This window comes from Streptomyces endophyticus, assembly GCF_035798155.1.
Taxonomy (GTDB): domain Bacteria; phylum Actinomycetota; class Actinomycetes; order Streptomycetales; family Streptomycetaceae; genus Streptomyces; species Streptomyces endophyticus.
In genome coordinates, this window is record NZ_JAOZYC010000107.1 from 101,303 (window position 1) to 117,096 (window position 15,794).

General features: G+C 70.2%; 15 protein-coding genes. 6 read left to right on the top strand and 9 right to left on the bottom strand.

Features of this window, described 5'->3' with window-relative positions:
* Nucleotides 1-20: 20 nt before the first annotated feature.
* The 7 genes from OKJ99_RS16065 to OKJ99_RS16095 all read right to left on the bottom strand — a co-directional run bounded on the left by OKJ99_RS16065 (nucleotide 21) and on the right by OKJ99_RS16095 (nucleotide 7,633).
* Nucleotides 21-947, bottom strand: a complete 927-nt coding sequence (locus OKJ99_RS16065; RefSeq protein ID WP_407700709.1) for a carbohydrate ABC transporter permease — start codon at nucleotides 945-947, stop codon at nucleotides 21-23.
* Nucleotides 944-1,885, bottom strand: a complete 942-nt coding sequence (locus OKJ99_RS16070; RefSeq protein WP_326016893.1) for a carbohydrate ABC transporter permease — start codon at nucleotides 1,883-1,885, stop codon at nucleotides 944-946. The genes OKJ99_RS16065 and OKJ99_RS16070 overlap by 4 nt, the downstream gene beginning before the upstream one ends.
* A gap of 112 nt (nucleotides 1,886-1,997) precedes the next feature.
* Entirely contained in the window at nucleotides 1,998-3,752 is a 1,755-nt protein-coding gene (araD, locus tag OKJ99_RS16075; RefSeq protein ID WP_326016894.1) for an L-arabinonate dehydratase, read from the bottom strand.
* Complete coding sequence (locus OKJ99_RS16080) at nucleotides 3,749-4,675, bottom strand: dihydrodipicolinate synthase family protein (protein WP_326016895.1); 927 nt, start codon at nucleotides 4,673-4,675, stop codon at nucleotides 3,749-3,751. Before OKJ99_RS16080 ends, araD begins: the two co-directional genes overlap by 4 nt.
* The gene (locus OKJ99_RS16085; protein WP_326016896.1) at nucleotides 4,672-5,343 is read right to left on the bottom strand and encodes a GntR family transcriptional regulator; all 672 of its coding nucleotides are present in this window, start codon (nucleotides 5,341-5,343) and stop codon (nucleotides 4,672-4,674) included. Before OKJ99_RS16085 ends, OKJ99_RS16080 begins: the two co-directional genes overlap by 4 nt.
* A gap of 158 nt (nucleotides 5,344-5,501) precedes the next feature.
* Entirely contained in the window at nucleotides 5,502-6,671 is a 1,170-nt protein-coding gene (locus OKJ99_RS16090) for a hypothetical protein (RefSeq protein WP_326016897.1), read from the bottom strand.
* Nucleotides 6,668-7,633: a 5-dehydro-4-deoxyglucarate dehydratase gene (locus OKJ99_RS16095; protein WP_326016898.1), complete on the bottom strand. Its 966-nt coding sequence runs from the start codon at nucleotides 7,631-7,633 to the stop codon at nucleotides 6,668-6,670. Before OKJ99_RS16095 ends, OKJ99_RS16090 begins: the two co-directional genes overlap by 4 nt.
* Nucleotides 7,634-7,847: 214 nt before the next feature.
* Here OKJ99_RS16095 and OKJ99_RS16100 point away from each other — a divergent pair, with 214 nt between their 5' ends.
* The 6 genes from OKJ99_RS16100 (at nucleotide 7,848) to OKJ99_RS16125 (ending at nucleotide 13,902) form a co-directional block, all read left to right on the top strand.
* Nucleotides 7,848-8,693: an NAD-dependent epimerase/dehydratase family protein gene (locus OKJ99_RS16100; protein ID WP_326016899.1), complete on the top strand. Its 846-nt coding sequence runs from the start codon at nucleotides 7,848-7,850 to the stop codon at nucleotides 8,691-8,693.
* A 294-nt stretch (nucleotides 8,694-8,987) separates the two neighbouring features.
* Nucleotides 8,988-9,749: a DeoR/GlpR family DNA-binding transcription regulator gene (locus OKJ99_RS16105; RefSeq protein ID WP_326016900.1), complete on the top strand. Its 762-nt coding sequence runs from the start codon at nucleotides 8,988-8,990 to the stop codon at nucleotides 9,747-9,749.
* A 25-nt stretch (nucleotides 9,750-9,774) separates the two neighbouring features.
* Entirely contained in the window at nucleotides 9,775-11,148 is a 1,374-nt protein-coding gene (locus tag OKJ99_RS16110) for an ABC transporter substrate-binding protein (RefSeq protein WP_326016901.1), read from the top strand.
* A complete protein-coding gene (locus tag OKJ99_RS16115) occupies nucleotides 11,145-12,083 on the top strand; it encodes a carbohydrate ABC transporter permease (protein ID WP_326016902.1) in 939 nt (312 codons plus the stop codon). The genes OKJ99_RS16110 and OKJ99_RS16115 overlap by 4 nt, the downstream gene beginning before the upstream one ends.
* Entirely contained in the window at nucleotides 12,083-12,916 is an 834-nt protein-coding gene (locus tag OKJ99_RS16120; protein WP_326016903.1) for a carbohydrate ABC transporter permease, read from the top strand. The genes OKJ99_RS16115 and OKJ99_RS16120 overlap by 1 nt, the downstream gene beginning before the upstream one ends.
* Nucleotides 12,913-13,902: a zinc-dependent alcohol dehydrogenase family protein gene (locus OKJ99_RS16125; RefSeq protein WP_326016904.1), complete on the top strand. Its 990-nt coding sequence runs from the start codon at nucleotides 12,913-12,915 to the stop codon at nucleotides 13,900-13,902. Before OKJ99_RS16120 ends, OKJ99_RS16125 begins: the two co-directional genes overlap by 4 nt.
* A gap of 54 nt (nucleotides 13,903-13,956) precedes the next feature.
* Here the strand turns inward: OKJ99_RS16125 and OKJ99_RS16130 are convergent, their stop codons facing one another.
* On the bottom strand, nucleotides 13,957-14,904 hold the full coding sequence (locus OKJ99_RS16130) for a PRC and DUF2382 domain-containing protein (RefSeq protein ID WP_326016905.1): 948 nt from the start codon (nucleotides 14,902-14,904) through the stop codon (nucleotides 13,957-13,959).
* 241 nt (nucleotides 14,905-15,145) lie between these two features.
* A partial coding sequence (locus OKJ99_RS16135; RefSeq protein ID WP_326016906.1) for a TerD family protein occupies nucleotides 15,146-15,794 on the bottom strand: 649 nt, incomplete at its 5' end.

Genomic DNA, 15,794 nt, shown 5'->3' on the forward strand with positions numbered 1-15,794 from the left:
TTTGATCTTCATAGTGCTTGTCATCCCTTCACCGCCCCCGCGCTGAACCCCGTGACGAGCCATTTCTGAATGAAGGCGAAGACGATCACGACGGGCAGCGCGGCCACGACGCCGCCCGCGGCGAGCGCGCCCAGGTCGACGGAGTCGGCGCCCATGAGGGTGGCCAGCCCGACCGGGATCGTCTGCTTGTCCTGGTTGGAGAGGAACATGAGGGCGAACAGGAAGTGGTTCCAGCTGTGCACGAAGGCGAAGGAGCCGACCGCGATCAACCCCGGTCGCAGCAGGGGGAGTACGACGGCGCAGAAGGCGCGGAAGCGCCCGCAGCCGTCGACCCAGGCGGCCTCTTCGAGCGAGTACGGCACGTTCTTGATGAAGCCGCTGATGAGGATCATCGTGAGCGGCAGCTGGAAGACGGTCTCGGCGATGATGACGCTGCCGAGCGAGTTGATCAGCCGCAGGTTGGCGAAGATCTGGAACAGCGGGACCAGCATCAGGGCGCCCGGAATGAACTGCGAGCACAGCAGCGCGAGCATGAAGCCCTGCTTGATCCGGAAGTTGAAGCGGGCGAGCGCGTAGCCGCCGGCCAGCGCCACGACCGTCGTCATCAGCATCGAGGCGAGGCCGACGAGCAGGCTGTTCTGGAAGAAGATCCCGAACGACCGCTCGTTCCACACCTTGTCGAAGTGCTCGAAGGTGAGCGGCCACGGCACGAGGGACGTGGACCCGGCGGGCCGGAACGCGAACAGCAGCATCCAGTAGAAGGGGACGAGCGTGAAGAGGAGGTAGACGCCGAGCGGGACATAGATCTGCCAGCGCGGCACGTCCTCCCAGGAGGGTCCGGAGCGGCCCTTCTTCGAGGGGCGCAGGGCGGCGCGGTGCCGGCCGCCGCCCGTCGTGGTGGCGGGCGCGGTCGTGGTGGCGGTCACTTCGGCTTCCTTGACGGTCACTTGTCCTCGCCCCCGAACTTGCTCAGGCGGAGATAGATCATCGAGCAGAACAGGAGGATCACGAAGGCGATGGACGTCAGCGCGGACGCGTAGCCGAAGTCGTGGCTGTCGACGGCGATGGAGGCGATGCGCAGCGGCAGCGTGGTGGTCTCCCCCGCGGGCCCGCCGCCGGTGAGGGTGTAGAGCAGGTCGACGTTGTTGAACTCCCACACCGCGCGCAGCAGCGTCGACAGGATGATGGCGTCCTTGAGGTGCGGCAGCGTGATGTGGAAGAACTGGCGCAGCCGGCTCGCCCCGTCGACCTCGGCGGCCTCGTACAGATCCTTCGACACGGACTGCAGGTCGGCGAGGATGAGGATCGCGAAGAAGGGGACGCCGCGCCAGAGTTCGGCGGTGACGACGGCCGGGAAGACGGTCGCGGTGTCCGACAGCCAGGACGTGCCGTACGTTCCGATGCCCATGTCCGCGAGGTAACGCGTGATGCCGGTCTGGGAGTTGTAGAGCAGCATCCAGACGGCGGAGGTCAGCACGCCGGAGACGGCCCAGGGCGAGAAGACGAGGGCGCGGGCCATGCCGCGGCCGACGAACGTCTGGTTGACGACGAGCGCGAGCCCGAGGCCGAGCAGCAGTTGCAGCACCACCTGGACGACGACCCACTGGAGGCTGAAGCCCAACGTCCGCCAGAAGTCGGGGTCGTTGGTGAACGCGGTGACGAAGTTGTCGAGCCCCGCGAACCCGTTGCGCCACGGCTTGGTCGGGTTGAAGTGCTGAAGGCTGTAGTAGAAGACGCTGATGACGGGATACGCGATGAAGCCCAGCATCAGCAGCCCTGCGGGCGCGATCAGCAGATACGGGAGCCTGCGCGGGGTGGCTGACTTGCGGCGCCGGGGCGGCGACGCGCCCCCCGGGGCTTTGGCCACGGCTGCGGCTTGGGCCATGACGGGAACTCCGTTCTCGGTGGCTCAGGTGTTCGGTGGCTCAACTGTGGTGCGGCGAAGCGCTTCGCAGACACCGTTCGAGATTTCGGCCAAATGCGGGGTGCGGGGAGACTCAGCTCGCGTACGGGTCCGGAACCGTGCCGGGCCGCGCCAGGAAGGCGAAGTCGCAGCCGGTGTCGGCCTGGGTGATCTGCTCGTCGTAGAGCACGCCGTAGCCGCGCTGGTGGCGCTCGACGGGCGGCGTCCACTCAGCCTTGCGTCGCTCCAACTCCTCGTCACTCACGTTGAGTTGAAGGGAACGAGCGGAGACATCAAGGGTGATGGTGTCCCCGCTGCGGACCAGCGCGAGCGGTCCCCCGACATGCGACTCGGGGGCGATGTGCAGGACGCACGCCCCGTAACTCGTGCCGCTCATCCGCGCGTCGGAGAGCCGCACCATGTCGCGCACGCCCTGCTTGAGCAGATGGTCGGGGATGGGCAGCATCCCGTACTCGGGCATGCCGGGCCCGCCCTTGGGGCCCGAGCCGCGCAGCACCAGGACACTGTCGGCGGTGATGCCCAACTCCGGGTCGTTGATGGTGCGTTGCATGGCCCGGTAGTCGTCGAAGACGACGGCGGTGCCGGTGTGCTTGAGCAGCCGCGGCTCGGCTGCGATGTGCTTGATGACGGCACCGTCGGGGCAGAGGTTGCCGCGCAGGACGGCGACACCGCCCTCGGCCGCGACGGGGTTCGTACGGGTGCGGATCACGTCGTCGTTGTGGACCTCGACGCCCTCGACCTGCTCCCCGAACCGCCCGTTGACCGTAGGCCGTTCGAGGTGCAGCAGGTCGGTGATCCGGGAGAGGAACGCGGGCAGGCCGCCGGCGAAGTGGAAGTCCTCCATCAGATACGTCTGTCCGCCCGGCCGCACGTTCGCGAGCACGGGAACGGTGCGCGCGACGCGGTCGAAGTCGTCGAGGGTCAGCGGCACTCCGGCCCGCCCGGCCATGGCGATCAGGTGGATGACGGCGTTGGTGGAGCCACCGAGCCCGAGCACCGTGGTGACGGCGTCCTCGAAGGCCTCGGGGGTGAGGATCTCGGAGGGCTTGAGCGCGGTCCAGGCGAGGTCGACGGCGCGGCGCCCGGAGGCGGCCGCCATCCGCTCGTGCGCGGAGTCGACGGCCTGGATCGAGGAGGCGCCCGGCAGTGTCATGCCGAGGGCCTCGGCCGCCGCGGTCATGGTGGACGCGGTCCCCATGGTCATGCAGTGACCGGGCGACCTGGCCAACCCGCCCTGGAGTTCCCTGAGTTCACAGTCGGTGAGGTTGCCCGCGCGGTGTTCGTCCCAGTACTTCCACATGTCGGTGCCGGAGCCGAGGGTCTCGCCGCGCCAGTGCCCCGGCAGCATCGGACCGGCCGGCACGAAGATCGCCGGCACGTCGGCGGATGCCGCGCCCATGAGCAGGGCGGGGGTCGACTTGTCGCAGCCGCCGAGCAGCACCGCCGCGTCGACCGGGTAGGAGCGCAGCAACTCCTCCGTCTCCATGGCGAGCAGGTTGCGGTAGAGCATCGGGGTCGGCTTCTGGTAGGTCTCCGAGAGCGTGGAGACGGGGAATTCGAGCGGGAAGCCGCCCGCCTGCCACACCCCCCGCTTCACGGCCTCGGCGCGCTCCCGCAGGTGTACGTGGCAGGGGTTGATGTCGGACCAGGTGTTGAGGACGGCGACGACTGGGCGGCCCTCGTACTCCTCGGCCTCGTACCCGAGTTGGCGCATCCGGGCGTTGTGCGACCAGGTGCGCAGCTGGCCCTCGGTGCCGTACCACTGGTGTGAGCGGAGCCGCTCGGGGCTCAGCCTCCGGTCGTCGGGCCCTCTCCGGTGGGTACTCATATGGACCACTCCGCGGCGATCTCGGCGACCTCGGCGCGCTCCGCCTCCGGCAACACCTTGCTCGGCGGGCGGACGTCGCGGCGGCACAGGCCGAGGGAGGCCAGGGCCTCCTTGACGACGGTGACGTTGTTGGCGGAGGCGTCGGCGCCGCGCAGTTCCTCGAAGCGGCGGATCTGCTCCCACACCTTCATGGCGGCGGCGTAGTCGCCCGATCGAAGCGCTTCGATCATGGACAGCGAGATGCTCGGCGCGACGTTCACGAGCCCCGAGGTGAAGCCGGTGGCGCCCGCGGAGAAGTAGGAGGGCGCGTACGGCTCGGCGAGGCCGGCCACCCAGACGAACCGGTCGAGACCCGCGTCCCGGGCGAAGCCGGCGAAGCGCGCGGCATCCGGCACCGCGTACTTCACGCCGATCACGTTCGGGCAGGCCGCGCCCAGTTCGGCGAGCCGGGCGCCGGGGAGCGCCGCGTTCCTGAGGTACGGGACGACCCCGAGCTCGGGCACGGCCCGCGCGATCGCCCGGTGGTAGTCGACCCATCCGACCTCGGAGACGTACGGGTGCACGGGCTGGTGGACCATCACCATGTGGGCGCCCTGCTCGCGGGCGTGCCGGGCGGCCTCGATCGCGGTCGGCACGTCATGGCCGACGCCGACCAGGACGATGCCCCGCTCCCCCACCTCGTCGAGGGTCAACTCCGCGACGAGGCGGCGCTCTTCGGGGCCGAGGGCGTAGAACTCGCCTGTGTTCCCGTTCGGCGTGAGGGTGCGCACCCCGCTGTCGAGCAGGCGCCGCAGCAGGGCTCGGTACCGCCCCTCGTCGACGGATCCGTCCTCGGCGAACGGGGTCACCGGGATCGCGACCACGTCCGCGAGCGCGGCGCGCTGGGTCTCGAACGTGGCCGGCGTGACCGATGTGGCAGTCATGAGTGGCGCCCACCCTCTTCTTCCCGGTCCTCCCGCGCTTCGGGGAAGGCCCGCTCGACGAACGACGCGATGTGGTCACGCAGCGCGCGCGAGGCGCCCTGGGCGTCACCGGCGAGGGCGAGTTCCAGGATCTCCCGGTGCTCGGCGGCCTCCCGGTCCCACGAGGGGTCGGCGGCCCACGCCACGGCGGACACCAGGGCGGCCTGGTCGCGGACCTCGTCGAGCATCCTGCCGAGCAGCGGGTTGCCGCAGGGGAGGTAGAGGGCGCGGTGGAACTCCCGGTTGGCGAGGGAGCGTTGGGCCGTGTCGCTCGCGGTGGCGGCGCTGTGGAGCGCGTCGCGGGCGGCGTCGAGGGAGGCTCGGCGGCACACGGTGCGGCGCAGCGCCTCCGGTTCGAGCAGCAGCCGCACGTCGTAGACCTCGCGGGCCATGTCGGCGTCCACCATGCGCACCGTGACGCCCTTGTACTGGCTCATCACGACGAGCCCGGTCCCCGCGAGGGTCTTGAGCGCCTCGCGCACCGGGGTCTTGGAGACCCCGAACTGGGCGGCGACATCGGTCTCCACCAGCGCCTGGCCGGGCCGCAGTTGACCCGTCAGGATGCGGTGCTTGATCTCCTCCAGGACGTACTGGGTACGGGAGGGGATCGGCGTGGGCACAGAGGTCATGCGGGCCTCTCGTATGGCGCTCGTATGGCGTATGACGTATCGCGTCTCATATATGACGTACGAAGTACGACGCGTTGAAGCTAGAAGGGCCGCCCTGTTTCGTCAACGCTTCCGACAGAAGAAGTTCACACAACTTCCATGAGTCTCACGGGAGTTGATCAGAGTTCCGCCAGCGCCCCCGCCACCGCCTCCAGGTCCCCGTCCGAGGCGAGTCCCGCGTGGTACAGCCGCAGCTCCGTCGCGCCCAGGTCGCGCGCGGCCCGGGCGTCCTGCGCGAGGGTGTCCGGGCTGCCGCCCATGCCGCGCACGACGGTGAGGTTCGCGGCGACGACACCCCTGCCTTGTTCCGCGAACGGGCGCACCAGGCCCGCGCCGCCCGTGCACGGCACGACGACGCCGTCGGCGACGGAGAGGATGTGCTCCGGGTCGACGCCGGCGTTGGCGCCGCAGTGGTACGAGGCCGGGTCGGCGTGCAGCAGCACTTGGAAGGTGCCGCGGTCGGCGGGGGCCGCGGCCCGCACCGCCGCCACGGCCGCCTCCTGGAGGGTGCGGGCCGTGCTGTCGCGGTACGCGCGCGTGGCGGCCGCGGTCTCGGCGCCGAGCAGCTTCTCGACCGTCGCCCAGCCGTCGTCCGTCGCCCTCCCCCGCCATACGGGGTCCAGGGCCGACCGGACGGACACCGCCAACTCGACCGGGTCCAGGCCGTGTCGGCCGTACCCCTCGCGGCAGGTGTCGCAGAAGCACAGCGACATCAGGTACTGCCCGGCCTCGCCGAGCCCGACGCCGCCGGTCTTGTCGTGGGCGTGCAGATGCGCGAGGCCGTACCAGCCGAGCGATTCGAGTTCGGTGCCGCGCGCGCCGGGGCGCGTCGCCGCCTCCGCCGCCAGGTCGACGAGGCACGCGCGCGTGGCGGGCTGCGCGATGCACGGTGCCCACGGGTAGCGGTCTCCGTAGGCGTTGACGACGGAGGTGCCCGGATGCTCGGCGCCCATCCGGGAGTTGTGGGCGAGCACGACCCACGTGTGGACGTCGAGCCCGGCGCCCGCGAGGGCCTCGGCGGCCTCTCCGTAGGCGTCGCCAGGGGCCCAGTCACCGGCTTCGTACGGGATCAACTCCCGGCCCTTCCAGCGCTGTTGGTCGGCGGGGTACAGCACGGCCGCGTGCTGCGCCGTCACGATGCGGTGGCGCGGGTGGCGGGGCGTCAAGGCGCGCGTGGAGTGGTACGCGGCGGCGAGGGTGACCTGCTGGACGCCGAGGTCGGCGATGCGGCGGGCGGCGTCCGGGTCGCCGTTGACGTCCCAGGGGTAGACGAAGGTGGAGGTCCTCACGCGTCGGCTCCTTCCAGCAACTTGGCGCCCTGCTCGATGAGTTCGACAAGGCGCTCGATGTGTTCCTCGCGCGGCTCGTGCAGCGGTGGCCGCACGCCTCCGACGTCGAGTCCGCAGAACCGTACGCCCGCCTTCACGAGGGACACCGCGTACCCCCGCCCCTGGTTGCGGAGTTCGACGAGGGGCCGGTAGAAGCCGTCGACGAGCCGGTTCACCGTGGTGTCGTCGCCCGCGTTCAGCGCCTTGTGGAAGGCCTGGGCGAGCTCGGGCGCGAAGGCGAAGGCGGCGGAGGAGTAGAGGGTGATGCCGATACCGCGGTAGGCGAGACCGGTGAGTTCGGCGGTGGGGAGCCCATTGAAATAGAGGAATTCCCGCGTATCCTCCGCCGCGCCCGCCGCACCCTCCGTCCGTACGGCGCTCACGATCCGCTGCATCAGGTCCAGGTCGCCGAGCCCGTCCTTGAGGCCGATGACCTTGGGGTGACGGGAGAGCGCGACGACGGTCTCCGAGGTGAAGACCGCGTTGTCGCGCTGGTAGACGATGACGTCGAGGGAGGTCGCGTCGGCCAGCTCGGTGTAGTGCCGCAGCAGCCCCTCCTGGCCGGCGACGACGAGATAGGGCGGCATCGCCAACAGGCCGTCCGCGCCCGCCCGTTCGGCCGCGCGCGCATAGCGGACCGCGAGCGCGGTGCCGTATCCGGCGCCCGCGACGACGGGCACCCGGCCCGCCGTCGCCTCGACCGCGGCCGCGACGCAGGCCTCGAACTCCTCGGGCGTGAGGGCGTGGAACTCCCCGGTGCCGCAGCAGGCGAACACGGCGGCGGCCCCGGCCTCGACCCCGCGCCGGACGTGGGTGCGGTAGGTGTCGAGGTCCACGGCCCCGTCGGATCCGTAGGCGGTGACGGGGAAGAACAGCGGCCCGCTGGGGATACTGAGGCGAGCGGCGAGAGGGGCTGAGGTCACGGGCTCTCCCTTGGCGTGCACACCTCGCGATGTGCACGTTTGTGATCCGCGTTTACATTTCTGAACAGCGTTACGGTAGGACGCCGCTCAGGGGCCGGTCAAGCACACAAATCACGCGAACTCACTGTGCGCGCATGCCTCTTGACTGGCACCCTGGGGATTCATAGCGTGTCCATGAATGTGAATGCCGCTCACGCACCCGGAGATCACACGCATGCCAGTCCCCTCCCGAACCCGCACCATCCTGCTCACCGGCGCGGCCGGCGGACTCGGCACCCTGATGCGGGAGCTGCTGCCCCAGTACGGCTACGAGCTGCGCCTGCTCGACGTGCGCCCGATCGAGGACGCGCCCGACGCGATCGTCGCCGACCTCAATGACACGGACGCACTGCGCGAAGCGGTGCGCGGCGTCGACGGTGTGCTGCACCTCGCCGGGATCTCCCTGGAGTCGACCTTCGACAAGATCCTCGACTCGAACATCAGGGGCACGTACCACCTCTACGAGGCCGTACGCGAAGAGGCCGCGGCCCGCGCGGACGGCACCGGCCCCCGCGTCGTCTTCGCCTCCTCCAACCACGCGATCGGCTACACGCCGCGCCCGCGCGTGGAGGACGGCGCCCCGCTGGTCCCGGTCACGACGCCGCACCGCCCCGACACGTACTACGGCCTGTCGAAGTCGTTCGGCGAGGACCTCGCCCAGCTCGCCTGGGACAAGCACGGCATCGAGACCGTCTCCGTGCGCATCGGGTCCTGCTTCAAGGAGCCCACGGACGTCCGCATGATGTCGGTGTGGATGAGCCCGGCGGACGGCGCCCGCCTCTTCCACGCGGCACTGACCGCCGAGAAGGTCGGCCACACCGTCGTCTACGGCTCGTCCGCCAACACCCGCCTGTGGTGGGACCTCTCCAGCGCCCGCGCCCTCGGCTACGAGCCGCGGGACGACTCGGAGGCGTACGCGGAGAAGCTGCTGGCCGAGCACGGCCCGCTCAGCGACGACAACCCGGCGCACCAGTACATGGGCGGCCGCTTCGTCAACGACCCGCCGATCTGGCCGTACTGAGCACGGCGCTGCGCACGGCACTGAGCACGGCACCGCGTACGGCACTTCCAGGCGGGCGGGCACCGAACGGGCCCGCCCGCCGCCTTGTTCGGGCATCCGCCCCGCCCGAACCCACATGATCCCCCGCTCCCCCGCAGGTCCGCGCCGGACCGCGGGCCCCGCGAAACGGGCAGGAACGGGCGGCATCGGGCCCGCTACAGGCCTGTTCACCTCGGTGTACCCCCGGTAAAACTTCCGGTGCGGGTCCTTCCGGGCCCGAACGGGCAGTGACGGGCACGAAGGAGGTCGGCGGGCATGAGCGCGGAGGAACGACAGCGGGAGATCGTGCGGGCGGCGCGGCACTCCGGCTCCGTCGACGTCAACGAGCTCGCGGACGCGCTCGGCGTCGCGAAGGAGACCGTCCGCCGCGACCTGCGGGCCCTGGAGGACCACGGCCTGGTGCGGCGCACGCACGGCGGGGCGTATCCGGTGGAGAGCGCCGGGTTCGAGACGACGCTGGCGTTCCGCACGACGATGCACGTGCCGGAGAAGCGGCGGATCGCGGCGGCCGCCGCGGACCTGCTCGGCGACGCCGAGACGGTCTTCGTCGACGAGGGTTTCACCCCTCAGCTGATCGCCGAGGCGCTGCCGCGCGATCGGCCGTTGACCGTCGTCACCGCCTCCCTCGCCACCGCGGGCACGCTCGCGGAGAACGACAACACGACCGTGATCCTGCTCGGCGGCCGGGTCCGCGCGGGCACGCTCGCGACCGTGGACCACTGGACGTCGAAGATGCTCGCCGGGTTCGTCGTCGACCTCGCCTACATCGGCGCCAACGGCATCTCCCGCGATCACGGCCTGACCACCCCCGACCCGGCCGTCAGCGAGGTGAAGTCGCAGGCCATCCGGGCGTCACGGCGCACGGTCTTCGCGGGCGTGCACACCAAGTTCGGCGCGATCAGCTTCTGCCGCTTCGCCCCGGTGGGCGCCCTTGAGGCGATCGTCACCAGCACCCAGCTGCCCGCGTCCGAGGCCCACCGCTACTCGCTGATGGGGCCGCAGGTCATCCGCGTCTGACACATCCACAACTCCAGGAGCATCGATGCGAACCCAGAGCCGACGCAGGCCACCGGGCCCCCTGCTCGTGATGGCCGCCGCAGGGACGCTGCTCACCCCCCTCCTGTCCGGCTGCTGGGCGGGCGCCGGCGGGCTCGGCACGGGCGGTGACTCCCTCAACGTCCTGATGGTCAACAACCCGCAGATGGTCGAGCTGCAGAAGCTCACCGCCCGCCATTTCACGCGCGAGACCGGCATCAAGGTGAACTTCACCGTGCTGCCCGAGAACGACGTCCGCGACAAGATCAGCCAGGACTTCGCCAACCAGGCGGGCCAGTACGACGTCGCGACCCTCTCCAACTACGAGATCCCGATCTACGCCCGCAACGGCTGGCTGCGCTCGCTCGGCCCGTACGTCCGCAAGGACAAGGGCTTCGACCAGCAGGACATCCTCTCCCCCATGCGCGAGTCGCTGACCGGCGACGACGGGAAGCTCTACGGCGAACCGTTCTACGGCGAGTCCTCCTTCCTCATGTACCGCAAGGACGTCTTCGCCAAGAAGGGCCTCAAGATGCCCGCGCACCCGACCTGGCAGCAGGTCGCGGACCTGTCGGCGAAGGCCGACGGCGCCGAGAAGGGCATGAAGGGCATCTGCCTGCGCGGGCTTCCCGGCTGGGGCGAGTCGATGGCGCCGCTGACCACCGTCGTGAACACCTTCGGCGGCACCTGGTTCGACAAGGACTGGAAGGCCCGCCTCGACGACAAGGGCTTCAAGGACGCGACCAAGTTCTACGTCGACCTCGTCCGCAAGCACGGCGAGTCCGGCGCCGCCCAGTCCGGCTTCGCCGAGTGCCTCAACAACCTCACCCAGGGCAAGACCGCCATGTGGTACGACGCGACCTCCGCGGCGGGCTCCCTCGAAGCGGCCAAGTCGCCGGTCAAGGGCAAGATCGGATACGTCTCCGCGCCCGTCGAGAGGACCAAGTCGAGCGGCTGGCTCTACACCTGGGCGTGGGGCCTGCAGAAGGCGTCCCCCAACCCGGACAAGGCCTGGAAGTTCATCTCCTGGGCCTCCGGCAAGGAGTACGAGAAGCTCGTCGGCGAGAAGTTCGGCTGGGCCAACGTGCCCGCCGGCAAGCGTGCCTCCACGTACGACATCCCGCAGTACCGCGAGGAGGCGGCCCCGTTCCAGGCTCAGACGCAGGCCGCCATCGAGGGCGCGCGGCCGCGTGATCCGGGCGTGCAGCCGCGGCCCGCGCCCGGCATCCAGTTCGTCGGCATCCCCGAGTTCACCGACCTCGGCACCAAGGTCTCGCAGGAGATCAGCGCGGCCGTCGCCGGACGCCAGTCGGTCGATTCGGCCCTGGCCAAGTCCCAGAAACTCGCCGCCGAGATCGCGAAGGAGTACGAGGGCCGATGACCACCACGACCACCGCTCCCGCGCCCCGCACCACTCCCCCACCGGTCGCCGCGAACACCCCGAGCAGGCTGCGCGCCTGGGCGACCCGCGCACCACTGCTGCCCGCCCTGGTCTTCATGATCGTGGTCACCCAACTCCCCTTCGTGGCCACGCTCGTGATCTCGTTCTTCGACTGGAACGCGCTGTACCCGGACGCCCGCCAGTTCACCGGCTTCGGCAACTACTCCGAGGTCCTCACCGACCCGGACCTGCGCAAGTCCGTCCTGACCACGATCGTCCTGACGGCGTCGGTGGTCGTGGCGAGCCTGGTGCTCGGCCTCGCCCTCGCACTGCTGCTCGACCGGCGGTTCAAGGGCCGCGGCCTGGTCCGTACGCTGCTGATCGCGCCGTTCCTGATCGTTCCGGTGGCCGCGGCGCTGCTGTGGAAGCACGTCCTCTACAACCCCGAATACGGGCTGCTCAACGGCCTGTTGCACTACGTGGGCGGGCCCCAGCCCGACTGGATCTCGAACACCCCGCTGCTCGCGGTGGAGCTCTCCCTCGTCTGGCAGTGGACGCCGTTCATGATGCTGATCCTGCTCGCGGGACTTCAGTCCCGCTCCGCCGAGCAGCTCGAAGCCGCCCGCGTGGACGGCGCGGGACCGTGGCAGATCTTCCGCCATCTCACGCTGCCGCATCTGCGCAGGTATCTGGAGCTGGGCGCGCTGCTCGGCTCGATCTACATCGTGCAGAACTTCGATGCCGTCTTCACCATCACGTCCGGCGGGCTCGGCACCGCCAACCTGCCGTACACGGTCTACCAGTCCTTCTACCAGGCCCACGAGAACGGTCTCGCCTCGGCGGCCGGCGTCCTGGTCGTCATCGGATCGATCATCATCGCGACGTTCGCGCTGCGCGTCGTGTCGTCGCTGTTCCGCGAGGAGGTGTCACGCTGATGACGTTCTCAACATTCTTCCGCAGCAAGGGACTTGGGCTGCTCGCCTGGCTGGCCGGCATCGTCTTCTTCCTGCCGATCGCCTGGATGGCGCTGACGTCCTTCCACTCGGAGGCGGACGCGGCCACCAACCCGCCCTCCTTCGCCGCCTCGCTCACCCTCGACGGCTACCGCGACTTCTTCGGCGCGGACGGCGGCGCGAGCCCCTGGCCCGCGCTCATCAACTCGACGGTGGCCTCGCTCGTCGCGACGCTGTTCGTGCTGGTGCTCGCGCTGCCGGCGGCGTACGCGCTGTCGATCCGCCGGGTCCGCAAGTGGACCGACGTCCTGTTCTTCTTCCTCTCCACGAAGATGCTGCCGGTGGTCGCGGGCCTGCTCCCGATCTACCTCTTCGCGAAGAACACCGGCCTCCTCGACAACATCTGGCTGCTGGTCATCCTCTACACGTCGATGAACCTGCCGATCGCGGTGTGGATGATGCAGTCGTTCCTCGCGGAGGTGCCGGTCGCGGTGATCGAGGCGGCGCAGATCGACGGGGCGCGGCTGCCGACGGTCCTGACCCGGGTCGTCGCCCCGATCGCCCTCCCCGGCATCGCGGCGACCGCCCTGATCTGCTTCATCTTCTCCTGGAACGAACTCCTCTTCGCGCGGGTGCTGACCGGCGTCGTCGCCCAGACCGCACCCGTCTTCCTGACCGGCTTCATCACCAGCCAGGGCCTGTTCCTGGCGAAGGTGTGCGCCGCGTCCCTCGTGATCTCCCTGCCGGTACTCGCGGCAGGGTTCGCCGCCCAGGACAAGCTGGTCCAGGGCCTGTCGTTGGGAGCTGTGAAATGAAGGCCGCGATCGTCGAATCAGTGGGCAAGGTCGTCGTCGGCGAGGTGCCGGACCCGACACCGGGCCCCCGCGACGTGATCGTCGAGGTCGCGGCCTGCGGGCTCTGCGGCACCGATCTGCACATCCTTCAGGGCGAGTTCGCCCCTACGCTGCCGGTGGTGCCGGGCCACGAGTTCGCGGGCACGATCGCCGAAGTGGGGCGTGACGTCACGGAGTTGAGGGTCGGCGACCGGGTGGCGGTGGATCCCTCCCTGCACTGCCACGAGTGCCGCTACTGCCGGGCCGGGCGGGGCAATCTGTGCGAGCGGTGGGCGGCGATCGGGGTGTCCACGGCGGGCGGGGCCGCCCAGTACGCGGTCGCGCCGGTCGCCAACTGCGTCCCGCTCCCCGACCACGTACAGACCCAGGACGCGGCGCTCATCGAACCGCTGTCCTGCGCGGTGCGCGGCTACGACGTGCTGCAATCCCGCCTCGGCTCGCACGTGCTGATCTACGGCTCGGGCACGATGGGCCTGATGATGCTGGAGCTGGCCAAGCGGACGGGCGCGGCGAGCGTCGACGTGGTCGACCTCAACCCGGACCGCCTGACGACGGCCCAGCGCCTCGGCGTCTCGGCGTCCGCGGCGAACCCGGACGAGCTGGACCGCCCGACGGGCTGGGACGTCGTCATCGACGCGACCGGCAACGCGGCGGCGATCCAGGACGGCCTCGGCCGCGTCGCCAAGGCGGGCACGTTCCTCCAGTTCGGCGTGGCGGACTACGCGACGCGCGTGACGATCGACCCGTACCGCATCTACAACCAGGAGATCACCATCACCGGCTCGATGGCGGTCCTGCACAGCTATGAACGGGCGGCGGAGCTCTTCGCGGGCGGCGTCCTGGACCCGTCCGTCTTCATCAGCGACCGGCTGCCGCTCGACAACTACCCGCAGGCGCTCGACCAGTTCGCGTCGGGCGTGGGCCGGAAGATCGTCGTGGTGCCCTGACACATGGCGGTGCGGGCCCGCCTCTCGGCCGGGCCCGCACGCTGCCTGCTGGGGTCAGTGCCGCGGCCCGCGACGGCCTCGGCCCTCGCCGGGCATGCCCTTCTCGTCCTTCGGGTCGTCGTACTCGATCTTCTCCTTGCGGACGGTGTCGGAGACCTCCTGCGTCTCCGTGACCTTCTCGGTCTCCAGCCGGACACGCTCGACAGGAACGGTCTCCTTGCGGACGACCGCACGCTCCGCGTGCAGCGTCACCTCGGTCTCCGCCTCACCGATCGTGGCCTTCCGGTCGCCGTCGCCCTCGCGGATCGGTTCGCGTACGACCCGGACCTCCTCGTGGGACACGGGCACCGACGTGGTGACGTTCTCCGTCTCCACCGTCTTGCGCAGGTGCGCGTGGCCGACTTCCTGCTCCTCGACCCCTACGCGCAGGCGCTCCTCGGAGCGGATCATCTCGTCGGCCTTGCGGTCGCCGTCGGCGCCGGCCCCGGAACGCATGGCCGGCTCCCGTGCGCCGGCACCCGCGTGCCGCCCGGCGTCCGACCGCGCGCCGTCACCGGCACCCATGGCTCCGGCGCCCATGGCTCCGGCCGCACCCGCCGTGCCCGCGGCGCCCGCCGCGCCCATCCGTCCCGTGTCGGCCTGGCCCGGTCGCTGGGGCTGGTTGCCTGCGGGGCCCGCCCCGGGGCGCGTCATGCCGTAGTGCGTGTACAGCTCGTTCTTCTCGGACTCGTCGAGGTGCTGGTCGGCGTCGACCCGCGGCGCGTCCTTGACCGCTTCCTTCGTGTACCGCACGTCGAGCCGGTCGGTGTCGTGCGTGGCACCCCTCAGCGGTACGAAGGTCTCCTTCATGCCGAAGAGGCCCGTCTTGACCGTCACCCAGTCGGCGTTGCCGGTCCTGTCATCGAGGTAGACCCGCTCGACGCTGCCGATCTTTTCCCCGGTGCGGTCGTAGGCGGTGAGCCCGACAAGGGCATCGGGGTTGTTGATCTCGCTCTGCGTCATGCGTGATCACTCCCTTCGGGACATGGAGGCGGCTGGTGGCCGCCGCTTGGGCCATGTGCCTCAGGTCCATCGCGCGCCGGACCTGGGGAGTTCGCAACAAGGGGCTTCACTCGGCGTAGCCGTAACGCCTGGTAGAAGGGCGATCACGGCCCCATGGAGGGCCGCGGGGCACGACCTGGCCGAACACGCCGAGTGCCGCCATCCGGGTGAACAGTTGCTGTTCACAACAGCCGGTGCGTTCCTACAGCACCTTCGCCGCGGGCTTCACCATCCCGCGCACCGTCCGTGACTTCACGAACTCGCCGATCGCCGTCATCTCCCACTCGCCGGAGAACTGCTTGACGAACTTCGCCATCATCACGCCCGTCTGCGCCTCGGCGTTCGTGAGGTCGAAGCGGACCAGCTCCTCGCCCGTCGCCGCGTCGATGAGGCGGCAGTACGCCTTGGCGACCTCGGTGAACTTCTGGCCCGTGAACGAGTTCACCGTGAAGACCAGGCCCGTGACCTCCTGCGGGATGCGGCCCAGGTCCACGACGATCACCTCGTCGTCACCGCCGCCCTCGCCCGTGAGGTTGTCGCCGGAGTGCTTGATCGCGCCGCCCACGATCGAGAGCTTGCCGAAGTAGCAGCTGTCGACGTGATTGCGCTGCGGGCCGTACGCGATGACCGACGCGTCCAGGTCGATGTCCTTGCCCCGGTAGGCGGGCTCCCAGCCGAGGCCCATCTTGACCTGCGAGAGCAGCGGCTTGCCGCCCTTGACCAGGGACACCGTCTGGTTCTTCTGGAGGGAGACGCGGCCCTTGTCGAGGTTGATCTTGCCGGAGCCGGGCGCCGGGGCGGACGCGGCGGCGGCAGGCGCGGCGGCCGGCGGGGGCGGGGCCGTCCGCGGG

Bases quoted from the DNA above. Each gene is read 5' to 3' on its own strand.
- OKJ99_RS16080 (WP_326016895.1), bottom strand. From the start codon at position 4,675: ATGACTGCCACATCGGTCACGCCGGCCACGTTCGAGACCCAGCGCGCC.
- OKJ99_RS16125 (WP_326016904.1), top strand. From the start codon at position 12,913: ATGAAGGCCGCGATCGTCGAATCAGTGGGCAAGGTCGTCGTCGGCGAG.
- OKJ99_RS16105 (WP_326016900.1), top strand. From the start codon at position 8,988: ATGAGCGCGGAGGAACGACAGCGGGAGATCGTGCGGGCGGCGCGGCAC.
- OKJ99_RS16100 (WP_326016899.1), top strand. From the start codon at position 7,848: ATGCCAGTCCCCTCCCGAACCCGCACCATCCTGCTCACCGGCGCGGCC.
- OKJ99_RS16085 (WP_326016896.1), bottom strand. From the start codon at position 5,343: ATGACCTCTGTGCCCACGCCGATCCCCTCCCGTACCCAGTACGTCCTG.
- OKJ99_RS16130 (WP_326016905.1), bottom strand. From the start codon at position 14,904: ATGACGCAGAGCGAGATCAACAACCCCGATGCCCTTGTCGGGCTCACC.
- OKJ99_RS16070 (WP_326016893.1), bottom strand. From the start codon at position 1,885: ATGGCCCAAGCCGCAGCCGTGGCCAAAGCCCCGGGGGGCGCGTCGCCG.
- OKJ99_RS16115 (WP_326016902.1), top strand. From the start codon at position 11,145: ATGACCACCACGACCACCGCTCCCGCGCCCCGCACCACTCCCCCACCG.
- OKJ99_RS16120 (WP_326016903.1), top strand. From the start codon at position 12,083: ATGACGTTCTCAACATTCTTCCGCAGCAAGGGACTTGGGCTGCTCGCC.
- OKJ99_RS16110 (WP_326016901.1), top strand. From the start codon at position 9,775: ATGCGAACCCAGAGCCGACGCAGGCCACCGGGCCCCCTGCTCGTGATG.
- araD (WP_326016894.1), bottom strand. From the start codon at position 3,752: ATGAGTACCCACCGGAGAGGGCCCGACGACCGGAGGCTGAGCCCCGAG.